The sequence below is a fragment of the Streptococcus tangpeifui genome (assembly GCF_044503215.1).
GTDB classification, from domain to species: Bacteria; Bacillota; Bacilli; order Lactobacillales; family Streptococcaceae; genus Streptococcus; species Streptococcus tangpeifui.
The window spans coordinates 2103852-2125517 of the sequence record NZ_CP172427.1 but is presented as its reverse complement, the minus strand read 5'-3'; the positions used below and the strand labels follow the sequence as shown (position 1 = coordinate 2125517).

Below are 21666 nucleotides of genomic sequence, written 5' to 3'. Positions count from 1 at the left end.
TAATTTTGGGACATTTTTGTTACAATAGAGCCATTGATAAATTAAAGGAGATTATTATGGTACGTTTACAAGATGATTTTTTTGAAGCGGTCAATGGTGAATGGGAAAAGACGGCTGTGATTCCCGATGATAAGCCCCGTACTGGCGGTTTTTCTGATCTGTCCGATGAGATTGAAGCTTTGATGTTGGCGACCACAGATGAGTGGTTAGCGGGTAAAAATTTACCTAGCGACCAGATTCTAACTAACTTTGTTAAGTTCCACAAATTAGTAGCCGACTATGATCAACGCGAGGCTCTAGGTGTAGCTCCTGTTTTGCCTTTGATTGAAGAGTATCAGGATTATAATTCTTTTTCGGAATTCGCCAAAGACGCTGGTAAACTAGAAATGCAGGGCAATCCCAATCTCTTGCCATTCAGTGTTTCACCTGATTTTATGGATGCTAGAACTAATGTTCTCTGGGCAGAAGCACCAAGAACTATCCTGCCAGATACCACCTACTACGCAGAAGGTAATGAGAAGGGCAAGGAACTCCTCGCCTTATGGCGCAAATGCCAAGAAGATCTCCTGCCTAAGTTTGGTTTCTCAAATCAAGAGATTGCTGACATGCTGGACAAGATTTTAGAGCTTGATGCTAAATTGGCCAAGTACATTCTCTCTAACGAGGAATCTTCAGAGTATGCTAAGCTTTACCATCCTTACAGCTGGACCGATTTCACCAAGTTAGCTCCTGAATTGCCTCTAGATGCTATCTTTATGGATATCTTAGGCCAAGTTCCAGACAAAGTTATTGTACCTGAAGAACGCTTCTGGACTAATTTTGCAAAAGACTATTACAGTCAAGCTAACTGGCCGGCCCTTAAGGCTGTTTTGGTTCGCTCTGCAGCCTTTTCTTATAATTCCTACCTAACCGATGAGATTCGTGTGATGTCAGGAGCCTTTGGGCGTGCCCTTTCAGGGACTCCGCAAGCCATGGACAAGAAAAAAGCAGCCTACTATTTGGCCCAAACACCTTATAATCAAGCTATCGGCCTCTGGTATGCTGGTGAAAAATTCTCTCCTGAAGCCAAATCCGACGTAGAAACTAAGGTTGCAACCATGATTGAAGTTTACAAAGAGCGTTTATCTAAGAATGATTGGCTCCAAAAGGCTACGATTGACAAGGCTATCACCAAGCTCAATGCTATTACGCCACACATTGGCTACCCTGAAAAATTACCAGAAACCTACGAGAAAAAGGTTATTGATGAAAACTTGTCTCTGGTAGAAAATGCTCAAAAGCTGGCTCAAATTTCTATTGCCCATGCTTGGAGCAAGTGGAACCAGCCGGTAGACCGCAGTGAGTGGCACATGCCTGCCCACATGGTCAATGCTTACTATGATCCACAGCAGAATCAAATTGTTTTTCCAGCAGCTATCCTGCAAGCGCCATTTTACTCACTGGAGCAAAGCTCATCGGCTAATTACGGTGGTATCGGAGCTGTCATCGCTCACGAAATTTCCCACGCTTTTGATACCAATGGCGCTTCATTTGACGAAAACGGCAGTCTCAAGAACTGGTGGACTGAAGAAGATTATGCAGCTTTCCAAAAGCGCACAGATAAGGTGGTTAAACAGTTTGACGGTATTGACTTTGCTGGCGGCAAGATTAATGGAAAGTTAACTGTCTCAGAGAATGTTGCTGACTTAGGCGGTCTGGCCTGTGCTTTAGAAGCAGCTAAAAAGGATACAGATTTTTCAGCCAAGGATTATTTCATTAACTTTGCTACCATCTGGCGGATGAAGGCAAGGGAAGAATACCTACAACTCCTGATTTCCATTGATGTTCATGCTCCAGGTAAGCTCCGTACTAATGTCCAAGTGGCTAACTTTGATGACTTCTTTAGTACCTTTGAAATCAAAGAAGGTGATGGCATGTGGCGAGCTCCAGAGGAACGAATTCTTATTTGGTAAATTTTTTCTCACTCAGTAACAGTTATTAAGGCCATTTTAAGTGATCTCAATTATACTGTAGTTAATCCTAAATAAACTTTTCTTTTTCATAATCTCCGGGAAGTGCCTGACCATTTGGTCAGGTTCTTTCTTTGTATCTAAAAGAGGCTCTTTGTCAACCGTAGTGGGTGACTTATAGCTAAGCACGAGAGGAGATAAATTTTGTCTTCTCTTTTTCTATGTTCAAAGCGAGGTAAATGCGTTTTTTTAAGCTGTCGAAGTTTCTGAATCCAAACGCATTGCGCTTGATGTCTTTGATGAGTTTGTTAGTAGCTTCTAACTTGGCGTTAGAATAAGAAAGTTCAATGGCATTGGTAATAAAATCCTTATAGCGACTGACAGTGTTCAAAGCAACTTTGAAGGTGTGATTGAGATACGGTAACGTATCATAGATGAGGTCAAAAAATTGCTTGGTATTCTTCTCCTGCAAGTGAAAAAGGAGCAGCTGGTAAAGGTCATAATAGCCTTTTAGTTCAGGGACTAGCTTGACTATCATCTTATTGAGACATTGTTTAGGCGTCAGCGTTTCTCTAAAAGTCCGAGAGTAGAAAGTGTTAAAAGAAAGTTTCCGGCTATCTTTTAGAATGAGCTTCCAGTGATATTTAAGAGCGCGGTATTCAAGGGATTTCTTATCCCATTGATTCATGATCTGAACTCTTGTTTGATTGAGCGCACGACTCATGAGCTGGACAATATGAAAGCGATCGAGGACAATTTTAGCTTTAGGAAATAGTCGTTTAATGAGAGGAATGTAACTTCCGGACATATCGACCGTGACGACTTTGACCCTATTTCTGGCTTCCTTAGAGTACTTAAAGAAATGATTTCGAATGGTTGCTTGTCTTCTGTTATCGAGAATAGTGATGATTTTCTTGGTCTTGAAATCTTGAGCGATGAAAGCTAGTTTGCCTTTTTGATAAGAGAATTCGTCCCAGGAGAGAACTTCTGGTAACGTGGCGTAATCCTCTTGGAAATGACATTGGTTGAGCTTGCGATAGACGGTAGAGGTAGAGACAGCCAACTTAGAAGCGATATGGGTTAAAGCTTCTCTATTGAGTAATAGCTGAGCCACCTTCAGTCTCACCATCTCAGAAATTTGGCAATTTTTCTTAACAAGATTGGTTTCAGATACAGTGACTTTACGACAGACTTTGCATTGAAATCGTCTCTTTTTCAAACGAATGAGACTAGGGAAGCCACCAATTTCGATAAAGGGGATTTTAGAAGGCTTTTGGAAATCGTATTTGATCTGTTTTCCTCTGCAATGTCTGCATTTCGGAGGGGGATAGGCAAGAGTTGCCATGACGTCGATATGAGTATTGTGCTTAATGACATGATTTAAGGTAATATTTTTATCTTTGATTCCGATGAGTTGTGTGGTATGATTGAGGTGTTCCATAAGAGTCTTTCTAATGAGTTGTTTGAACGCTTTTCATTATAAGTCTTGGGGGACTTTTTTTGTACTCAAAAAGCCCTATAACTTCCTAAGTGGAGTTACCCACTACAGAAATTATAGAGCCCTAAAAGAACAACTTTTAATGACTTATAGCGTTACATCAGTATCTGTCAGCCCAGATTCATTGTGTATCGCAGGCCATCGCACTTTTAAATGCCAAGAAGAAAGAATTTTAATTTAGCTGATTCTATCAGTAGGCGCAAGACCTAATGCAGCTTTGCTGACTTAACCCGACTTGTTCTAGATTATCACTTTAATCATAGAAAAATGCCCAGCCAAAAGCTGAGCATTTTTAAATTTTATTGTTGGTTGAGTTCATCTACCAAGTCTCTAACCTTTTTATTGTAATTGTCAATTCTGGGTAAGTTATATTGACTTTGCAGGCTGGTAAGTCCTGTTGAATTGGAAGGATCCAAGGTCGTCCCATCTGCTAGGTTGACCTGATAGGAGCCGTCTTCGTAAGTTGTCAAAGAAATTCCCGTAGCAGTGGTTAGGAAGTAAGTTTCATCTGCATAGGTTCTTGCTTCAGCCCCATCTTTAGTCTTGAAATCATAAGTATTATCAGCATAAGTAGTTAATACTGAACCGTCTTGATAATTAGCTTTAAGGGTTTGATTTTCATTGACTGTAACTTGAGCTCCCTCCTTGGTCTTATATTGACCAGGCTTAGCTTTAACAATGGTCGTCTCCAGTTGAACAGCCTCATTGCTGCTTGCTGCCGGTTGACTCACTGCCTGACTAGTCGATTCTTGATTAGTCGTAATAGCAGTAGCACTAGTCTTAGCCCGGTTAGGATTGATGATAACAGCTAAAATTGTTGCTACCGCCGTTAACAAGGTTAGATAGGTCAATTTTTTCATAATCATTTATATCTCCTTAAATTGTATTATACTAGAGGCACAAATAGAAGGCAAGAAAAATTTGCAAAAAAGCAAAAATTTAACTTAATCTTAATAAAAAGAAATAAAAAAACAAGACTCAAATACCCTAAACCACAGGTTTAGGGTATTTGGAATATAAATATTAAGGCGGTAGACGGATTTGAACCGACGATCAAGCTTTTGCAGAGCCGTGCCTTACCACTTGGCTATACCGCCTAATAACGAAGACTATTCTATCTTAAAAATGCCACTTCGTCAAGTAGACGGCAGAGTGAATATTAACGATTACAATGATGGATTTTAAATGTTAAATTTATATCTAGCCTTTAACAATCCAAGTTCCTGCCCCTTCTTTAATGGCTGGACCAAGGTTTTGAAAAGAAGTAATGATGGCTTGTCGCTTAGAATTGTTTTCAGTAAAAAGAATAGCTGAAGACACTTTTGGTAGCATACTGCCAGCAGCGAATTGTCCTTGATCAATATAGTTCATCAATTCAGATGTTGTTACTTGTTCCAGTGGCATTTGATTACTTTGGCCGAAATTGATATATACATAATCCACCCCAGTTAAGATTATTAATAAATCAGCATCAATGAGATCAGCTAGGGTTTGACTGGCAAAATCTTTATCAATTACGGCCTCTATTCCTTGTAGATCTCCTGTGTCTGTTCGGACAACGGGAACTCCGCCCCCTCCAGCAGCTATTGTAACTATTCCAAGATTTAGGAGGTCTTCAATAATTGGACTTTCCTTAATGGAGATAGGCAAAGGCGAGGGAACAACCTTGCGCCATCCTCGACCAGAATCTTCCTTAAACATGTTGATAGCTACCACTCCTTGAACATCAAAATTCAGAATCGAAATTTCTCTGAGGACATTTTTATTTGTCTGATCGCTAATCATTACTTCTTATTCGATTATCCCAAGAAAAAACATCTGGCTAATGGGAATATCAATCAATTAACAAAGAAAGAGGAACAATTTTTCAGTTACTATAGATTGACAGACAGAGAGTGTGAAATTTGTCAACTCTTACTCGAGCATAAAAATAATCAGGAAATTGCCGATTGCCTTTACCTATCCATCGGAACAGTCAAGGCACATATTCATAATATCTATCTTAAGATGGCTATTCATCAACGAGACCAAATTTATAGTCTCTTTGAAGATTTCCAAATGTAGAAAGATAGTTAATAACTTGCAAATAAGTGAGATTTTTGCTATGATAGCAGAGTCGCAATCGGCGATAATACTCATCTTGGATGAATCGTGGGTCTGTTGCCTTGGAGGTGGATTTGCGAGTTGAAATCCAAGAGAGGAAAAAAACAAAAGGAGAAACTACTCATGTCAGTAATTTCAATGAAACAATTGCTTGAGGCTGGTGTTCACTTTGGTCACCAAACTCGTCGCTGGAACCCTAAGATGGCTAAGTACATCTTCACAGAACGTAACGGTATCCATGTTATTGATTTGCAACAAACTGTTAAGTTAGCAGACCAAGCTTATGATTTTGTTCGTGACGCAGCTGCTAACGATGCTGTTATCTTGTTCGTAGGTACTAAAAAGCAAGCTGCTGAAGCAATCGCTGAAGAAGCAACTCGTGCTGGTCAATTCTATATTAATCACCGTTGGTTGGGTGGTACCTTGACTAACTGGGATACTATTCAAAAGCGTATTCGTCGTTTGAAAGAGATCAAACAAATGGAAGCTGATGGTACTTTCGAAGTACTCCCTAAGAAAGAAGTTGCCCTTCTTAACAAGCAACGTGCGCGTCTTGAAAAATTCTTGGGCGGTATTGAAGATATGCCGCGTATTCCGGATGTGATGTATGTTGTTGACCCACATAAAGAACAAATTGCTGTTAAAGAAGCTAAAAAGCTTGGCATTCCAGTTGTTGCTATGGTTGATACTAACACTGATCCAGATGACATCGATGTAATCATCCCGGCAAACGATGATGCTATCCGCGCTGTCAAATTAATTACTTCTAAGTTGGCTGATGCCATTATTGAAGGTAAGCAAGGTGAAGACAACTCAGTTGAAGAAGAGATGGCTGAACAGGCTGCCTCAACTGAATCTCTTGAAGAACTAGTTGAAGTTGTCGAAGGCGATAACAAGTAAAGAAAACATTAAAAATCTGTATGATAGGAAACTGAGGGAAAATTCTGGTTTTTAAGACTGTTTATATCAAAATAGCATAGTTTTAAAAGCAGGGCTCTAACGTATGTTTCTTTTTCATTAGGATTTTAGTACTATTGCAATTCAAATTGATTCATAGATAATCGCTTTGAATTGTCCCATTATTGTAAAACTACGAAAGGGGCGGGGCCGGCCTAGCCCTCGTCCCTTTCTTTCATCATATAAATTTGGAGGAAGAAAACTCATGGCAGAAATTACAGCTAAGCTGGTTAAAGAATTGCGTGAAAAATCAGGTGCAGGCGTTATGGACGCTAAGAAAGCCTTGGTTGAAACTGATGGTGATATGGATAAGGCCATTGAATTGCTTCGTGAAAAGGGTATGGCAAAGGCTGCTAAGAAAGCTGACCGTGTTGCTGCTGAAGGTTTGACCGGTGTTTATGTGGCTGGTAACGTAGCTGCAGTTGTTGAAGTTAATGCTGAAACAGACTTTGTGGCGAAAAACGCTCAGTTCGTTGAATTGGTAAATGAAACAGCTAAAGCTATCGCAGAACAAAAACCTGCTGATAACGATGCTGCCCAAAATATTAAACTGGCTTCAGGTGAAAGCTTGGCTGATGCTTATGTTAATGCAACAGCCACAATTGGAGAAAAGATCTCTTTCCGTCGTTTCCAAGTTTTGGAAAAAACAGATACTCAACACTTTGGTGCTTACCAACACAATGGTGGTCGTATCGGAGTTATCTCCGTTATTGAAGGTGGCGATGAAGCCTTGGCTAAACAAATCTCAATGCACATCGCTGCAATGAGTCCAAAAGTTTTATCATACAAGGAACTGGACCCACAATTTATTCATGACGAATTAGCTCAAATGAACCACAAGATTGACCAGGACAATGAGAGCCGTGCAATGGTTAACAAGCCAGCGCTTCCACACTTGAAGTATGGTTCTAAAGGTCAATTGACTGATGAAGTTCTTGCTCAGGCAGAAGCAGATATCAAGGCTGAATTGCAGGCTGAAGGCAAACCAGAAAAAATCTGGGATAAAATTATTCCAGGTAAGATGGATCGCTTCAAGCTAGATAACACTAAGGTTGACCAAGAATATACATTGCTTGCTCAAGTTTACATCATGGACGACAGCAAGACTGTTGAAGCTTATCTTGATTCAGTAAACGCTAAAGTCACTGAATTTGCTCGCTTTGAAGTTGGTGAAGGAATTGAAAAAGCTTCTAACGACTTTGAAAATGAAGTAGCTGCTACAATGGCTGCAGCGTTAAATAAGTAAGAGGTAAAATCATTAAGTAGTTCAAAGAAAAAAGTGGGTATTTTGAACCCAACTTAAAAGTAAAAAATTGAGCTGATAAAATAAGCGAAGGTATAGGGTTCCGAGTCTGCTTTGTCGTTGTACGAGGATTCTGAGGCAGTCTTTATAACTAGTTTGTGTATAAAATAGAAAGAGCTTGGGACAACAATCCTGAGTTCTTTCTATTTTTATATAGCTTATACAGCATTAAGTTGGTGGCATATTAGCAGTATGGTGCACAAGTGGATGGCAGCTACCTTAATAATGAAACTGAGGGTAATGATAAAAGACTCCATTGTAAAATTTAAACTCAATTTTAAATATTAAAGAGCATCAGAACTTCATCGATAAATTTCGGATACATCAGCTTAAGGGTTGATGATTTTGTGAGAGAAGCGCAACACTTCAAGAAGATTTATCATCCTTTTTATTTTATTTTGTAAGAGTTCCACGGACTTTTGAACTTTGCTGCAGTTACCATAACTCAACTTGAGTCTCTTAAAGGATTTTGACGTCAATGGTTGATTGTATCAATGGCTAGAACAAGATACACAGTCACATAAAATTTAAGAAATCCTGTGCCAAGTAGCTTTAAGTCCTCTGGCCAATTGACAGTTCATGTCAACAGGCTCTCATTCTTAGCTAAATTCCACTCCAAAATCACTACTCGAGCTATTTGCGAGTTTTCGCGAGAGACTCGCAAGCATTATGAATGGGAATAAAAATAAAAAAATTAATCTAAAGGTATTGACAAAGGAGGAGGTGTTTGCTAGAATAAGGGAGCTGTCCTCGAGAGAGGGGCAAGACCTTTGAGAACTGAATAGAGACGAACCAAGACGTGCGGGTTACGAGAGTAACCTGTCAAAGGACAATAAGTCAGCGATGACACAAGTGAGTTAAGCGCTCAAACTATTAGATGAGAGTTTGATCCTGGCTCAGGACGAACGCTGGCGGCGTGCCTAATACATGCAAGTAGAACGCTGAGTACTGGAGCTTGCTCTAGTACGAGGAGTTGCGAACGGGTGAGTAACGCGTAGGTAACCTGCCTGTTAGCGGGGGATAACTATTGGAAACGATAGCTAATACCGCATAATAGTGACTAACTCATGTTAGTGATTTGAAAGGTGCAAGAGCACCACTAACAGATGGACCTGCGTTGTATTAGCTAGTAGGTGAGGTAAGGGCTCACCTAGGCGACGATACATAGCCGACCTGAGAGGGTGAACGGCCACACTGGGACTGAGACACGGCCCAGACTCCTACGGGAGGCAGCAGTAGGGAATCTTCGGCAATGGGGGGAACCCTGACCGAGCAACGCCGCGTGAGTGAAGAAGGTTTTCGGATCGTAAAGCTCTGTTGTAAGAGAAGAACGATGTGTAGAGTGGAAAGTTACACAAGTGACGGTATCTTACCAGAAAGGGACGGCTAACTACGTGCCAGCAGCCGCGGTAATACGTAGGTCCCGAGCGTTGTCCGGATTTATTGGGCGTAAAGCGAGCGCAGGCGGTTTAGTAAGTCTGAAGTTAAAGGCAGTGGCTCAACCATTGTTTGCTTTGGAAACTGTTGAACTTGAGTGCAGAAGGGGAGAGTGGAATTCCATGTGTAGCGGTGAAATGCGTAGATATATGGAGGAACACCGGTGGCGAAAGCGGCTCTCTGGTCTGTAACTGACGCTGAGGCTCGAAAGCGTGGGTAGCGAACAGGATTAGATACCCTGGTAGTCCACGCCGTAAACGCTGAGTGCTAGGTGTTAGGCCCTTTCCGGGGCTTAGTGCCGGAGCTAACGCATTAAGCACTCCGCCTGGGGAGTACGACCGCAAGGTTGAAACTCAAAGGAATTGACGGGGGCCCGCACAAGCGGTGGAGCATGTGGTTTAATTCGAAGCAACGCGAAGAACCTTACCAGGTCTTGACATCCCGATGCCATCCCTAGAGATAGGGAGTTACTTCGGTACATCGGTGACAGGTGGTGCATGGTTGTCGTCAGCTCGTGTCGTGAGATGTTGGGTTAAGTCCCGCAACGAGCGCAACCCTTATTGTTAGTTGCCATCATTAAGTTGGGCACTCTAGCGAGACTGCCGGTAATAAACCGGAGGAAGGTGGGGATGACGTCAAATCATCATGCCCCTTATGACCTGGGCTACACACGTGCTACAATGGTTGGTACAACGAGTCGCAAGCCGGTGACGGCAAGCTAATCTCTGAAAGCCAATCTCAGTTCGGATTGGAGGCTGCAACTCGCCTCCATGAAGTCGGAATCGCTAGTAATCGCGGATCAGCACGCCGCGGTGAATACGTTCCCGGGCCTTGTACACACCGCCCGTCACACCACGAGAGTTTGTAACACCCAAAGTCGGTGAGGTAACCTTCGGGAGCCAGCCGCCTAAGGTGGGACGGATGATTGGGGTGAAGTCGTAACAAGGTAGCCGTATCGGAAGGTGCGGCTGGATCACCTCCTTTCTAAGGAAAAACTAAGTAACGGAGGGCGTTTAAAAGCGACTTGATTTTAGGAAACCAAGGCAGTATGCTTGCATACAAGGTGGTTTATCTAAATCACAAGCTTTTAGCCCGAGTACAATTTAGCCGATAAGGTTAAAGGTACCCTTATTTAGCTACGGAAGCACGTTTTAGGGCGTCTCTATTTAGTTTTCAGAGGTTTTGTGGGGCCTTAGCTCAGCTGGGAGAGCGCCTGCTTTGCACGCAGGAGGTCAGCGGTTCGATCCCGCTAGGCTCCATAGGATACGAGAGATGATTCGCTTTAGCGAAAACTTGTATTCTAAGCTAAATAAGATATTGTTCAAGAAATTGAACACGACCTCATTTTTTAGGAAAAAAGATAAATCTCCTTGTGTGCAAGTCACACAGCGTTGATTTCCTATTTTTCTACAAAAATGCCCAACAAGTTGGGACGGTCTTAGTATCTTAGACTTGTCCATTGAAAATTGAATATCTATCAAATAGTAACAAGAAAATAAACCGAAACGCTGTAAATATTTAATGAGTTTTTTAATAAGGTTAAGTTAATAAGGGCGCACGGTGGATGCCTTGGCACTAGGAGCCGATGAAGGACGTGATTAACGACGAAATGCTTTGGGGAGCTGTAAGTAAGCTGAGATCCAGAGATATCCGAATGGGGGAACCCGGCAACTACAGGTTGTCATCCATATCTGTTAAGGATATGAGAAGGAAGACGCAGTGAACTGAAACATCTCAGTAGCTGCAGGAAGAGAAAGCAAGAGCGATTGCCTGAGTAGCGGCGAGCGAAAGGGCAGGAGGGCAAACCAGGATGTTTACATTCTGGGGTTGTAGGACTGTGAAGAGTGATCAAACGTCATAAAAGAACGACTTGGGAAAGTCGGCCAAAGAGAGTAAAAGCCTCGTATTTGAAATGATGGAAGACGCTAACAGGATCCTGAGTACGGCGAGACACGAGAAATCTCGTCGGAAACTGGGAGGCCCATCTCCCAACCCTAAATACTCCCTAGTGACCGATAGTGAACCAGTACCGTGAGGGAAAGGTGAAAAGCACCCCGGAAGGGGAGTGAAAGAGAACCTGAAACCGTGTGCTTACAAGAAGTTCGAGCCCGTTAATGGGTGAGAGCGTGCCTTTTGTAGAATGAACCGGCGAGTTACGTTATTGTGCGAGGTTAAGTTGAAGAGACGGAGCCGTAGGGAAACCGAGTCTGAAGAGGGCGGATAAGTACAATGACGTAGACCCGAAACCAGGTGACCTACCCATGAGCAGGGTGAAGGTGAGGTAAGACTCACTGGAGGCCCGAACCAGAGTACGTTGAAAAGTGCTTGGATGACTTGTGGGTAGCGGAGAAATTCCAAACGAACTTGGAGATAGCTGGTTCTCTCCGAAATAGCTTTAGGGCTAGCGTCGACAATAAGAATCTTGGAGGTAGAGCACTGTTTGGGTGAGGGGTCCATCCCGGATTACCAATCTCAGATAAACTCCGAATGCCAACGATTTATGGTCGGCAGTCAGACTGCGAGTGCTAAGATCCGTAGTCGAAAGGGAAACAGCCCAGACCACCAGCTAAGGTCCCCAAATAATTGTTAAGTGGAAAAGGATGTGGGGTTGCACAGACAACTAGGATGTTAGCTTAGAAGCAGCTATTCATTCAAAGAGTGCGTAATAGCTCACTAGTCGAGTGACCCTGCGCCGAAAATGTACCGGGGCTAAAACAATTTACCGAAGCTGTGGATCCTTTAGGGATGGTAGGAGAGCGTTCTATGTGTGGAGAAGGTATACCGTGAGGAGTGCTGGAGTGCATAGAAGTGAGAATGCCGGTATGAGTAGCGCAAGACAGGTGAGAATCCTGTCCACCGTAAGACTAAGGTTTCCAGGGGAAGGCTCGTCCGCCCTGGGTTAGTCGGGACCTAAGGAGAGACCGACAGGTGTATCCGATGGGCAACAGGTTGATAGTCCTGTACTAGAGTATAGAGTGAAGGAGGGACGCAGAAGGCTAACTCAACCAGACGACTGGAAGTGTCTGGCCAAGCAGTGAGGTGTGGACTGAGTCAAATGCTTAGTCCTGTAACATTGAGCTGTGATGGGGAGCGAAGTTTAGTAGCGAAGTGAGTGATGTCAGGCTGCCAAGAAAAGCTTCTAGCGTTAATGTATACTCTACCCGTACCGCAAACCGACACAGGTAGTCGAGGCGAGTAGCCTCAGGTGATCGAGCGAACTCTCGTTAAGGAACTCGGCAAAATGGCCCCGTAACTTCGGGAGAAGGGGCGCTCAGCTAGACTGAGCCGCAGTGAAAAGGCCCAAGCAACTGTTTATCAAAAACACAGCTCTCTGCGAAATCGAAAGATGAAGTATAGGGGGTGACGCCTGCCCGGTGCTGGAAGGTTAAGAGGAGGGTTTAGCGTTAAGCGAAGATCTGAATTGAAGCCCCAGTAAACGGCGGCCGTAACTATAACGGTCCTAAGGTAGCGAAATTCCTTGTCGGGTAAGTTCCGACCCGCACGAAAGGCGTAATGATTTGGGCACTGTCTCAACGAGAGACTCGGTGAAATTTTAGTACCTGTGAAGATGCAGGTTACCCGCGACAGGACGGAAAGACCCCATGGAGCTTTACTGCAGTTTGATATTGAGTATCTGTACCACATGTACAGGATAGGTAGGAGCCATAGAGATCGGGACGCTAGTTTCGAAGGAGGCGCTGTTGGGATACTACCCTTGTGTTATGGCTACTCTAACCCGCTAGGCTAAGCGTCTAGGGAGACAGTGTCTGACGGGCAGTTTGACTGGGGCGGTCGCCTCCTAAAAGGTAACGGAGGCGCCCAAAGGTTCCCTCAGATTGGTTGGAAATCAATCGCAGAGTGTAAAGGTATAAGGGAGCTTGACTGCGAGAGCGACAACTCGAGCAGGGACGAAAGTCGGGCTTAGTGATCCGGTGGTTCCGCATGGAAGGGCCATCGCTCAACGGATAAAAGCTACCCTGGGGATAACAGGCTTATCTCCCCCAAGAGTTCACATCGACGGGGAGGTTTGGCACCTCGATGTCGGCTCGTCGCATCCTGGGGCTGTAGTCGGTCCCAAGGGTTGGGCTGTTCGCCCATTAAAGCGGCACGCGAGCTGGGTTCAGAACGTCGTGAGACAGTTCGGTCCCTATCCGTCGCGGGCGAAGGAAATTTGAGAGGCTCTGCTCCTAGTACGAGAGGACCAGAGTGGACATACCGCTGGTGTACCAGTTGTTCTGCCAAGAGCATCGCTGGGTAGCTATGTATGGAAGGGATAAACGCTGAAAGCATCTAAGTGTGAAGCCTCCCTCAAGATGAGATTTCCCATGATTATATATCAGTAAGAGCCCTGAGAGAAGATCAGGTAGATAGGTTGGGAGTGGAAGTAGTGTAAGCTATGAAGCGGACCAATACTAATCGCTCGAGGACTTATCCTAAAGAAGGTATTGACAGCGCGAGGTAAGGCTTGATACAATAGATAGGTATTCAATTTTGAATTGGCAAAATAAGTAATGAGAACGTGAAGAAAAGCGTATGATTTTAGGAAATCACCGCAGAAGTCTAAGGACTTCAAGAGGATTTATCTAAATCACTAGCTTTTAAGTTCGAATACAATTCAATTCATAGTTAAGTGACGCTAGCCTAGGAGAGACACCTGTATCCATGCCGAACACAGCAGTTAAGCCCTAGCACGCCTGAAGTAATTGGGGGTTGCCCCCTGTGAGATAAGGGAGTCGCTTAGCGTATTATTATCCACCATAGCTCAGTTGGTAGTAGCGCATGACTGTTAATCATGATGTCGTAGGTTCGAGTCCTACTGGTGGAGTAGAGATGTGACTGGAGGGAGTTCTTAAGGGAACTCTTTTTTTATTTATTAGACTTGCTTGGACAGGTCTCGGCTCTTTGTCAACTGTAGTGGGTGACTTATAGTCTGGTATGGGAGGAAGACTAAGCTCACCTTCTTTTTGTCAAGTGAATGAGAAGAGAAGCTACCAATTTCGATGAAGATGAAAGGGATTTTAGAGTCTTTTTAAAAGCCGTATTTGATCCGTTTGTGGGGTGATTTGTATATTCTTGGAATGCTAAGGTATAACTATTCTTGTTCAAACTATAATCTTTATTTAGCCGTTATACATGTTAATGCTTGCTCTCAGAGAAGTGAAAAAGGAATGAGTCAATGGAGAGAGATAATAGGGGCATCTTTCTTTTGGGGTGGTTTTCCTCTTGTTGAGTTCTTGCTTTTAGCTTTTAAAATTTTCTCTTTTAAGGTATAATAGTCAAAGTTAGTCAAAGATAAGGAAGGGGAGTCTATGCCTGTAAAAAATACTTCGGATAGTATCGAAGAATATATTAAAAATATTTTGGCCCAGTCGGGGATTGTGGAGCTTAAACGTTCTCACTTAGCGGACTCTTTCGATGTTGTTCCTAGCCAGATTAACTATGTTATCAAGACTCGTTTTACTGAAAGTCGTGGCTATGTGGTTGAAAGTAAGCGGGGTGGAGGCGGTTATATCCGTATTGCTAAAGTTGCTTTTTCGGATAAACACCACCTACTTAATGCTCTGGCCAATTCTATTGGAGAAGCTATCAGCAGTCAAGTCTTTGATGATCTTATCCAACAGCTCTATGATCAAGGAATTATTAGCGAGCGAGAAGGAAATATTATCCTGGCTTCATCCTCTGATGATGTCCTAGGTGCTGATGCTCCACAAATTCGCGCCCGGATGCTTAAGAAAATTATTCAACGAGTAGATAGAAAAGGAAATCCAGATGACTGATTATTCTCTTAAAATGCAAGAAATCTTTAGCCGAGCTCAGTATCAAGCCACTCGTTTTCAAAGTCGATTTTTGGAAACTTGGCATGTTTTTTTGGCTATGGTCGATACTGATGAGACGGTGGCTCACCTGGCTTTGATGGATTTTGCTGATCAAATTGATTTAGACGAGTATGAGGATGCAGCTGTCTTGGTGATCCGCCGCAAGCCCCTTAAAACTGTCAAGGTCCAAGAGCTTTTACCAGCTTCAAGAGCCTTGGAGCGTGTTTTGGCTTATGCTGGTCGGATTGCTCGAGCGGTTAAGGCACCTGAAATTGGCAGTGAGCATGTTCTTTTATCTATGATGTTTGGCCGCGATAATCTAGCAGCGCGGATTTTAGAGCAGGTTGGCTTTCGTTTTCAAGACGAAGGTAAAGATACACTGCGTCTGATTGATCTGCGTAAGGTCTTAGAGCGTTATGCTGGTTTTTCTAAGGAAGATGTTAAAGCCATTTTTGACTTGGCTAAGCCTAAGAAATCTGGTAATAACAACTTTAGTAATATGATGGGTCCTCAACCCACTGCTGGTGATTTAGCTGATTTCACAAGAGATCTGACAGCTTTGGCCAGTCAAGGTCAATTGGATAGAGTTGTAGGCCGTGATGAAGAAATTACTCGTATCTTACAAATTCTCAGCCGTAAAACTAAAAATAATCCTGTTTTAGTCGGTGATGCTGGTGTTGGTAAAACAGCCTTGGCTTACGGTCTAGCGCAGAGAATTGTTGAGGGAGAGGTCCCTTATGAACTAGCTGAATTCCGAGTTTTAGAATTGGATATGATGTCAGTTGTAGCGGGCACCCGTTTCCGAGGCGATTTCGAAGAGCGGATGAATCAGATTATTGCTGATATCGAAGCAGATGGTCATATTATCCTCTTTGTTGATGAAGTCCATACTATCATGGGATCTGGAAGCGGAATTGATAGCACTTTAGATGCTGCCAATATTCTCAAACCAGCACTTTCAAGGGGAACCCTCCACATGATTGGAGCAACGACTCAGGAGGAATATTCTAAGCACATTGAAAAAGATGCCGCCCTTTCGCGTCGTTTTGCCAGAGTTTTAATTGAAGAACCTTCAGTTGATGAGGCCTATCAGATTCTTTTGGGACTTAAAGGAAGCTATGAGGTCTACCACAATGTTATCATCTCTGAACAAGCTATTTTGACGACTGTAAAATCGGCCCATCGCTATTTAATCAGCAAGAATCTTCCGGATTCAGCTATTGATTTACTGGATGAGACCAGTGCCATGGTGCAAAATACGGTTAAACGTTCTCTGCCAACATTCCTAAGTTCAGCCGACCAAGCCCTCTTATCGGGAGATCTAGGAGCAGTTGCAGATCTACTTCGTGCGGAGGATAAGCAAAAGATTCGTAAACCTGTTGTTGTCGGAGAAGAAGACATTCTGCGGACCCTTAGTAAGCTGTCTGGTATTCCGCTAGAGAAGATGACTCAGGCTGACAACCAGCGCTACCTCAATCTAGAAAGGGAACTCCACAAACGGGTTATTGGTCAAGAGGATGCCGTATCTGCTGTGTCTAGAGCGATCCGCCGGAACCAATCGGGCATTCGAACAGGTAAGCGTCCAATCGGCTCTTTTATGTTCTTAGGGCCAACTGGGGTTGGTAAGACTGAGTTGGCCAAGGCTCTAGCTGAGCTCCTCTTTGATGATGAGTCGGCTTTGATTCGCTTTGATATGTCTGAGTACATGGAAAAATTTGCTGCCAGTCGCCTCAACGGGGCTCCTCCGGGTTATGTTGGCTATGAAGAAGGTGGCGAGTTGACTGAAAAAGTTCGGCAGAAACCCTACTCTGTTCTCCTTTTTGATGAGGTAGAAAAGGCCCATCCAGATATTTTTAATGTTCTCTTGCAAGTTTTGGATGATGGGGTATTAACTGACAGCCGCGGCCGTAAGGTTGATTTTTCTAATACTATCATCATCATGACTAGCAATCTGGGAGCAACTGCCTTGCGTGATGATAAGACTGTTGGGTTTGGGGCCAAAGCCATTAGTCATGACTATGAAGCTATGCAGAGTCGGATTATGGAAGAACTCAAGAAAACCTACCGTCCGGAATTCATTAATCGAATTGATGAGAAGATTGTTTTCCATAGTTTGACACCAGATCACATGCGTCAAGTTGTTAAGTTGATGATTAAGCCGCTGGAAGTTACTTTGGCTGAAAAAAATATCGTTCTAAAGGTTCAGCCGTCTGCTCTCAAACTTTTGGCAGAGCATGGTTATGACCCTGAAATGGGAGCTCGTCCGCTACGTCGGACCATCCAAATAGAAATTGAAGATAAGTTATCTGAATTGCTCTTGTCTGGCCAATTAAAACCAGGTGCAAACCTGAAAATTGGCAGCCATAAAGGAGTCTTGAAATTTAATCTGGTATGAGATAAAAAAACCAACCTAGAAGTTTAATTCTAGGTTGGTTTTAGTCTATAGAGTTTAAATGACTAGTTTCACTCCTTTTAGTTATCGGCGAGTCGCTCTAGCCTATATATATAAAAGTACCGAGTCATGTAGGCGACTCATTTGTTTGTACTAGCTCCGGCATAATTAAGAAATAATCAGAGTGAAGGTGCTTGTGGTGAATTTTACTCTCCCTCTGAATGTGAGTAGTAAAAGGGGGCCTGTGTGTTCCCGTTGAACCTTTTTCCCAGACCACGACTCTTATATAAAGATTTAAAAAACTGGATATGAGATAAATGATGGTTAAAAGAAGATAAGGGTTACGATTACAGTCAAAGTCATACCATTAAGCCACGAACTATGCTATTCCTATAAATCGAGTAGAAATTGCTTTTGAGTCCAAGTTAGTTTCGAGATCTAAGGAGATAGAGGCAATAAGCAAGAGTAACATAGACAACAATAACTGTAGCTAAACTAATTTCAAAAGTACTCAAACCAATAAACCAGTTCTGAGATAAACGTAGTCTAGTCAAACTTAATTTTAAGGCCGTCGCTGTACTGACACTGGGGAAGGTGAAGGCTGAAAAACTGGGAGCAAACCAAGTTTTGATATGGCATACAAGATAGAGAAAGGTTCCCCAATAAAATCCTTGCGATAGTAAGAGTAGGAGAGTTAGAAAAACAGGTTGTCCAAAAGGGTGAAGCTGTAAGAAGGCTAAAAGTAGGAGAGAACTCGGAGCAGCCATGATGGCCATGTTGGGTAATTCCTGCTCACCCAAAGGCCACTGAGATAATCGATAGAGCAAGGCAATCATCAGTACCAAATAAGCTAGAAAGGTCAGATAAAAAATCATCTGCCCAAGAAGTAGCTGTCCAACAGCTCTAGCTGTTATAGAAGCAGCGGCTGGTCCAACATAGATAACAAACCAACCTGGATAGACTTGCTCCCAAGTTGCTTGTCTTTTAGCCCTTATACTAAAAATTGCCAGAAAGACCAAGTGTCCAAATAAACCGACAGCCCAAATGCTAAGTAGGTAAGGCTTTGCTAGAGGAAGAATCAAAGGAGCAAGCATCATAGCCATGAAATAGGTTGGAAAAGTTGAAGCTGCTAAGAGGCTGGTCAATTGTTTTTGACAGTCTTGCTTCTCCAGACAGAGATAAGCTGTTAAAAGAAGCCACAGCCCTAGACTTAGAAAGAGCAGTCCTTGAGCTGCGAGCTGATTGACAAATTTTAAAATTAAGTTAGCCAGAGCAGTCAGTCCCAGTAAGAGCCCTGTTAAGGCCAACGGTAGTCTATTTTTCATGAATCTTCCCATTCAAATGCTTCGGAACAGAAATCTCTTAGGTTGGAATACCATCAAAGATTTCCTTGACCTGAGCTAGGTTTTCAGCCCGAGCGACAGCTCCACGGATTTTAGCAGCACCAGAGGTTCCTCGCAGATAGTAAGGAGCTAAGCCGCGGAATTCTCGTACAGCAATCTTTTCACCCTTAAGAGCAACTAGACGGCTGAGGTGGTCATAGGCAATCTCTAACTTTTTAACGAAGGTAAGATTAGGTAGGATTTCCCCAGTCTCGAAGTAGTGGTTGATTTGGGTAAAGAGATAGGGATTGTTGAGGGCTCCACGACCAATCATAACAGCATCGGTGCCGATCTCTTCCAGCATGAACCTAGCGTCTTCAACGGTCTTAATATCTCCATTACCAATGAAAGGAATTGTTTTGAGGGTTTCGGCTACTCTAGCTAGGGTTTCATAGTCACAGTGACCAGTGTACATCTGCTCACGGGTCCGACCGTGCATGGCCAAAGCAGCCACCCCAGCTTCCTCTGCAGCCAGAGCATTTTCCACAGCTAAGGAGCTGTCAGCCCAACCTGTCCGCATTTTAACAGTCAGTGGGATATTGAGGACAGACTTAACAGTTTTTACCACCTGATAAATCTTTTCAGGATCCTTGAGCCACATGGCCCCAGCTTCATTTTTGACAATCTTATTGACAGGGCAGCCCATGTTGATATCAACCATATCAGTCTCAGTATTGGTTTGGATAAATTCAGCAGCTCGTGCTAAGCTATCGCCGTCGTTACCAAAGAGTTGGATGGAAACAGGGTGCTCACCTTTGTCAATGTGAAGCATGTGGAGGGTTTTTTCGTTATTGTAGAGGATTCCCTTATCAGAAACCATCTCCATAACAGCTAAACCAGCTCCAAATTCCTTAGCGATAGTTCGAAAGGCTGAATTAGTCACACCAGCCATGGGAGCTAGAACTGTACGGTGGGGAATTTCTACATTCCCAATCATAAAGGACGAGTTAAGCTTGGTCATCAATAATTTCCTCCAGATCTTTTTCATCAAAGTTGTAAGTTTTACCACAGAACTGGCAGGTGATTTCAGCACCATGGTCTTCATCCTTCATGGCCTGTAGTTCATCTTTACCCAGACTGGCCAGAGCAGCCCGAAAACGTCCCTTGCTACAATCGCAGGCAAAACTCAACTCTTCCTCAGCCAAAATCTTGTAAGAGTCGTCACCATAGAGGGCATCGATCAAAGCCTGAGTGTGGTTGTCGGACTCTAAAAGAGTGGAAATGGCAGGCATCTCTTGAATACGTTTCTCGAAACGAGCAATGTCTTCTTCTTTGGCATCTGGTAGGACCTGAAGCATAAATCCTCCAGCTACCTTGACTTGATCCTTGTCATCCAAGAGGACATTGAGGCCTACAGCAGACGGAGTCTGTTCACTTTCAGTCAAGTAGTAGGCAAAGTCCTCACCGATTTCTCCGGAAATCAATGGCGTTGCCGAAGTATAAGGACGACCTGTTCCATAGTCAATGATGGAGACAAATTGTCCCTGCCCCATGAAAGGTCCCACTAAGACCTCACCAGTCGCAGTTTTCTTAATATCAACACCGGGATTTTGGATGTAGCCTTTAACATGACCAGCCGTATCTGCGACGGAAATAATATGGCCAAAAGAACTGTTGCCGATAACCTTAACCGTTACTTTGGCTTCACCTTTTTGATTGGCAGCTAAAATTTGATTGGCAATTAAGGTTCGTCCCAAAGCGACCGTTGATGATGACAGGGTGTGGTGTTTGTCTTGGGCATCCCGAACAGTTTCGGTACTATCCAAGATATAGGCCCGGAAAGAGCCAGATGTTGCAATTGTTTTAATCAGTTTATCCATAATGCCTCTATTATAGCATAAAACCGGGATTGAAAGGGTCTGCTGGATATGAGAAAGAAGGGAAATAGATCGCTACAAACGGTACTGATTTAGGATCTTTACCTTAGTTATATCTAGCAAGTTTTCTTGCCCGCCTTGGCAAAATTTGATATAGTTATGATTAGTTATATTTTGGAGGGATTTTTATGCAATACACTACAATTCTTATTTTAGCCATCTTTCTCGGAGGAATGATATTTGTTAATTCACGTGCCCAAAAGAAGCAAAGACAAGCACGTGATGATATGCAAAATAAGCTAGTCAAGGGAGCAGAAGTCGAAACTATCGGTGGTTTAATTGCGACCGTTGATGAAGTCGACCAAGCCAACAACCGTATCGTTCTTGATGTTGAAGGGGTTTATTTGACTTTCGACCTGAGCCGTTCAATTTTAAAAGTCAATGCCTCGCCAGCGGATACTTCTGTAGTTTCAGCTGAGTCAACTGATGACCAAGCGAACGATAATGATGAAGTAGAATCAGCTATTGAAGACTAAGGAATTTATTTAAAATCTGGGGCTGCTCAGTCTATCACCACTGAGCTGTTGATGGCAAACCCGGCGTAAACTTATTAAAGCGACTCAGTTCTCACTTAGAGATAACGTGATAGCCTGATTTAATCGTTGACATATATTCTTCCTGAGTGGTAAAATACAGGGGAGTAATGGCAGGAAAATCAGGTTGAGAACTCTCAACAGGCTTCGATGCTGCCCTTGAAGCGTTAGCTTCTAAAGAATCGGGATTGCGATGTAAATCGCCCGCATGACTAAGCTCTTGGCTTTAGCTAAGAGTTTTTTTCTTGTTATTGTCACTAGGATTTATTCAGCAAGTTCCTTTATCTGCTGTTGGATTGATTCTTATTCAAGTCAGTCAATAGTCAGGTTCAAGATTCGCTGTTGCTGGGCAAAACAATTTTCATTTTGGAATTTCTTTGCCACTATTCCATATTTCTTAATACTAAAAGCCAAAAATG

11 protein-coding genes, 3 tRNA genes, 3 rRNA genes and 3 pseudogenes are annotated in these 21666 nt (G+C 43.1%); 12 read left to right on the top strand and 8 right to left on the bottom strand.

Annotated features, from left to right (window positions below):
* Nucleotides 1-56: 56 nt before the first annotated feature.
* Entirely contained in the window at nucleotides 57-1952 is a 1896-nt protein-coding gene (locus ACFSN5_RS09795) for a M13 family metallopeptidase (RefSeq protein WP_165212865.1), read from the top strand.
* A gap of 178 nt (nucleotides 1953-2130) precedes the next feature.
* Here ACFSN5_RS09795 and ACFSN5_RS09790 read toward each other — a convergent pair whose 3' ends face one another.
* From ACFSN5_RS09790 to ACFSN5_RS09775, 4 genes and pseudogenes are all read right to left on the bottom strand, one after another.
* Nucleotides 2131-3390 carry an ISL3 family transposase gene (locus tag ACFSN5_RS09790; protein ID WP_165212863.1) on the bottom strand — a complete coding sequence of 420 codons (1260 nt, stop codon included), beginning with the start codon at nucleotides 3388-3390 and terminating at the stop codon, nucleotides 2131-2133.
* A gap of 356 nt (nucleotides 3391-3746) precedes the next feature.
* Nucleotides 3747-4313 (bottom strand): hypothetical protein, encoded by a 567-nt coding sequence (locus ACFSN5_RS09785; RefSeq protein ID WP_165212861.1) that lies wholly within the window; start codon nucleotides 4311-4313, stop codon nucleotides 3747-3749.
* 160 nt (nucleotides 4314-4473) lie between these two features.
* Nucleotides 4474-4544, bottom strand: a tRNA-Cys gene (locus ACFSN5_RS09780).
* 103 nt (nucleotides 4545-4647) lie between these two features.
* Nucleotides 4648-5148, bottom strand: a pseudogene (locus tag ACFSN5_RS09775) (carbamate kinase); the annotation flags it as partial.
* On the opposite strand from ACFSN5_RS09775, the pseudogene ACFSN5_RS09770 reads away from it, so the two are divergent.
* The 10 genes and pseudogenes from ACFSN5_RS09770 to ACFSN5_RS09725 all read left to right on the top strand — a co-directional run.
* Nucleotides 5146-5511 (top strand): annotated as a pseudogene (locus ACFSN5_RS09770) (helix-turn-helix transcriptional regulator); the annotation flags it as partial. The pseudogenes ACFSN5_RS09775 and ACFSN5_RS09770 sit on opposite strands and share 3 nt — an antisense overlap.
* Before the next feature lie 162 nt (nucleotides 5512-5673).
* Nucleotides 5674-6450, top strand: a complete 777-nt coding sequence (rpsB, locus tag ACFSN5_RS09765) for a 30S ribosomal protein S2 (RefSeq protein WP_165212859.1) — start codon at nucleotides 5674-5676, stop codon at nucleotides 6448-6450.
* A 262-nt stretch (nucleotides 6451-6712) separates the two neighbouring features.
* Complete coding sequence (gene tsf / locus ACFSN5_RS09760; protein ID WP_165212857.1) at nucleotides 6713-7753, top strand: translation elongation factor Ts; 1041 nt, start codon at nucleotides 6713-6715, stop codon at nucleotides 7751-7753.
* A 930-nt stretch (nucleotides 7754-8683) separates the two neighbouring features.
* Nucleotides 8684-10231 (top strand): 16S ribosomal RNA (locus ACFSN5_RS09755).
* Nucleotides 10232-10433: 202 nt separating this feature from the next.
* Nucleotides 10434-10506: transfer RNA gene (locus ACFSN5_RS09750), tRNA-Ala, on the top strand.
* Between the two features lie 278 nt (nucleotides 10507-10784).
* Nucleotides 10785-13683 (top strand): 23S ribosomal RNA (locus ACFSN5_RS09745).
* 190 nt (nucleotides 13684-13873) lie between these two features.
* A 5S ribosomal RNA gene (gene rrf, locus ACFSN5_RS09740) occupies nucleotides 13874-13989 on the top strand.
* The 16S, 23S and 5S rRNA genes sit together here with 2 tRNA genes alongside, the layout of an rRNA operon.
* Before the next feature lie 9 nt (nucleotides 13990-13998).
* A tRNA-Asn gene (locus ACFSN5_RS09735) sits at nucleotides 13999-14072 on the top strand.
* A gap of 484 nt (nucleotides 14073-14556) precedes the next feature.
* Nucleotides 14557-15024: a CtsR family transcriptional regulator gene (locus ACFSN5_RS09730; protein WP_165212123.1), complete on the top strand. Its 468-nt coding sequence runs from the start codon at nucleotides 14557-14559 to the stop codon at nucleotides 15022-15024.
* Nucleotides 15017-17458 (top strand): ATP-dependent Clp protease ATP-binding subunit, encoded by a 2442-nt coding sequence (locus ACFSN5_RS09725; protein WP_165212125.1) that lies wholly within the window; start codon nucleotides 15017-15019, stop codon nucleotides 17456-17458. The genes ACFSN5_RS09730 and ACFSN5_RS09725 overlap by 8 nt, the downstream gene beginning before the upstream one ends.
* Before the next feature lie 422 nt (nucleotides 17459-17880).
* On the opposite strand, the gene ACFSN5_RS09720 is transcribed toward ACFSN5_RS09725, so the two are convergent.
* Genes ACFSN5_RS09720 through hslO form a run of 3 tightly spaced genes read right to left on the bottom strand, consistent with a single transcriptional unit; the run spans nucleotide 17881 to nucleotide 20657 of the window.
* Nucleotides 17881-18780, bottom strand: a complete 900-nt coding sequence (locus ACFSN5_RS09720) for a C4-dicarboxylate ABC transporter (protein ID WP_346773317.1) — start codon at nucleotides 18778-18780, stop codon at nucleotides 17881-17883.
* Between the two features lie 37 nt (nucleotides 18781-18817).
* Entirely contained in the window at nucleotides 18818-19798 is a 981-nt protein-coding gene (gene dusB, locus ACFSN5_RS09715) for a tRNA dihydrouridine synthase DusB (RefSeq protein ID WP_165212127.1), read from the bottom strand.
* Nucleotides 19785-20657 (bottom strand): Hsp33 family molecular chaperone HslO, encoded by an 873-nt coding sequence (gene hslO / locus ACFSN5_RS09710; protein WP_165212129.1) that lies wholly within the window; start codon nucleotides 20655-20657, stop codon nucleotides 19785-19787. The genes dusB and hslO overlap by 14 nt, the downstream gene beginning before the upstream one ends.
* A gap of 185 nt (nucleotides 20658-20842) precedes the next feature.
* On the opposite strand from hslO, the gene yajC reads away from it, so the two are divergent.
* Entirely contained in the window at nucleotides 20843-21190 is a 348-nt protein-coding gene (gene yajC, locus ACFSN5_RS09705) for a preprotein translocase subunit YajC (RefSeq protein WP_165212131.1), read from the top strand.
* 94 nt (nucleotides 21191-21284) lie between these two features.
* On the opposite strand, the pseudogene ACFSN5_RS09700 reads toward yajC, so the two are convergent.
* Nucleotides 21285-21473, bottom strand: a pseudogene (locus ACFSN5_RS09700) (hypothetical protein); the annotation flags it as partial.
* Nucleotides 21474-21666: the final 193 nt, after the last annotated feature.

Bases quoted from the DNA above. Each gene is read 5' to 3' on its own strand.
- ACFSN5_RS09795 (WP_165212865.1), top strand. From the start codon at position 57: ATGGTACGTTTACAAGATGATTTTTTTGAAGCGGTCAATGGTGAATGG.
- ACFSN5_RS09790 (WP_165212863.1), bottom strand. From the start codon at position 3,390: ATGGAACACCTCAATCATACCACACAACTCATCGGAATCAAAGATAAA.
- ACFSN5_RS09785 (WP_165212861.1), bottom strand. From the start codon at position 4,313: ATGATTATGAAAAAATTGACCTATCTAACCTTGTTAACGGCGGTAGCA.
- rpsB (WP_165212859.1), top strand. From the start codon at position 5,674: ATGTCAGTAATTTCAATGAAACAATTGCTTGAGGCTGGTGTTCACTTT.
- tsf (WP_165212857.1), top strand. From the start codon at position 6,713: ATGGCAGAAATTACAGCTAAGCTGGTTAAAGAATTGCGTGAAAAATCA.
- ACFSN5_RS09730 (WP_165212123.1), top strand. From the start codon at position 14,557: ATGCCTGTAAAAAATACTTCGGATAGTATCGAAGAATATATTAAAAAT.
- ACFSN5_RS09725 (WP_165212125.1), top strand. From the start codon at position 15,017: ATGACTGATTATTCTCTTAAAATGCAAGAAATCTTTAGCCGAGCTCAG.
- ACFSN5_RS09720 (WP_346773317.1), bottom strand. From the start codon at position 18,780: ATGAAAAATAGACTACCGTTGGCCTTAACAGGGCTCTTACTGGGACTG.
- dusB (WP_165212127.1), bottom strand. From the start codon at position 19,798: ATGACCAAGCTTAACTCGTCCTTTATGATTGGGAATGTAGAAATTCCC.
- hslO (WP_165212129.1), bottom strand. From the start codon at position 20,657: ATGGATAAACTGATTAAAACAATTGCAACATCTGGCTCTTTCCGGGCC.
- yajC (WP_165212131.1), top strand. From the start codon at position 20,843: ATGCAATACACTACAATTCTTATTTTAGCCATCTTTCTCGGAGGAATG.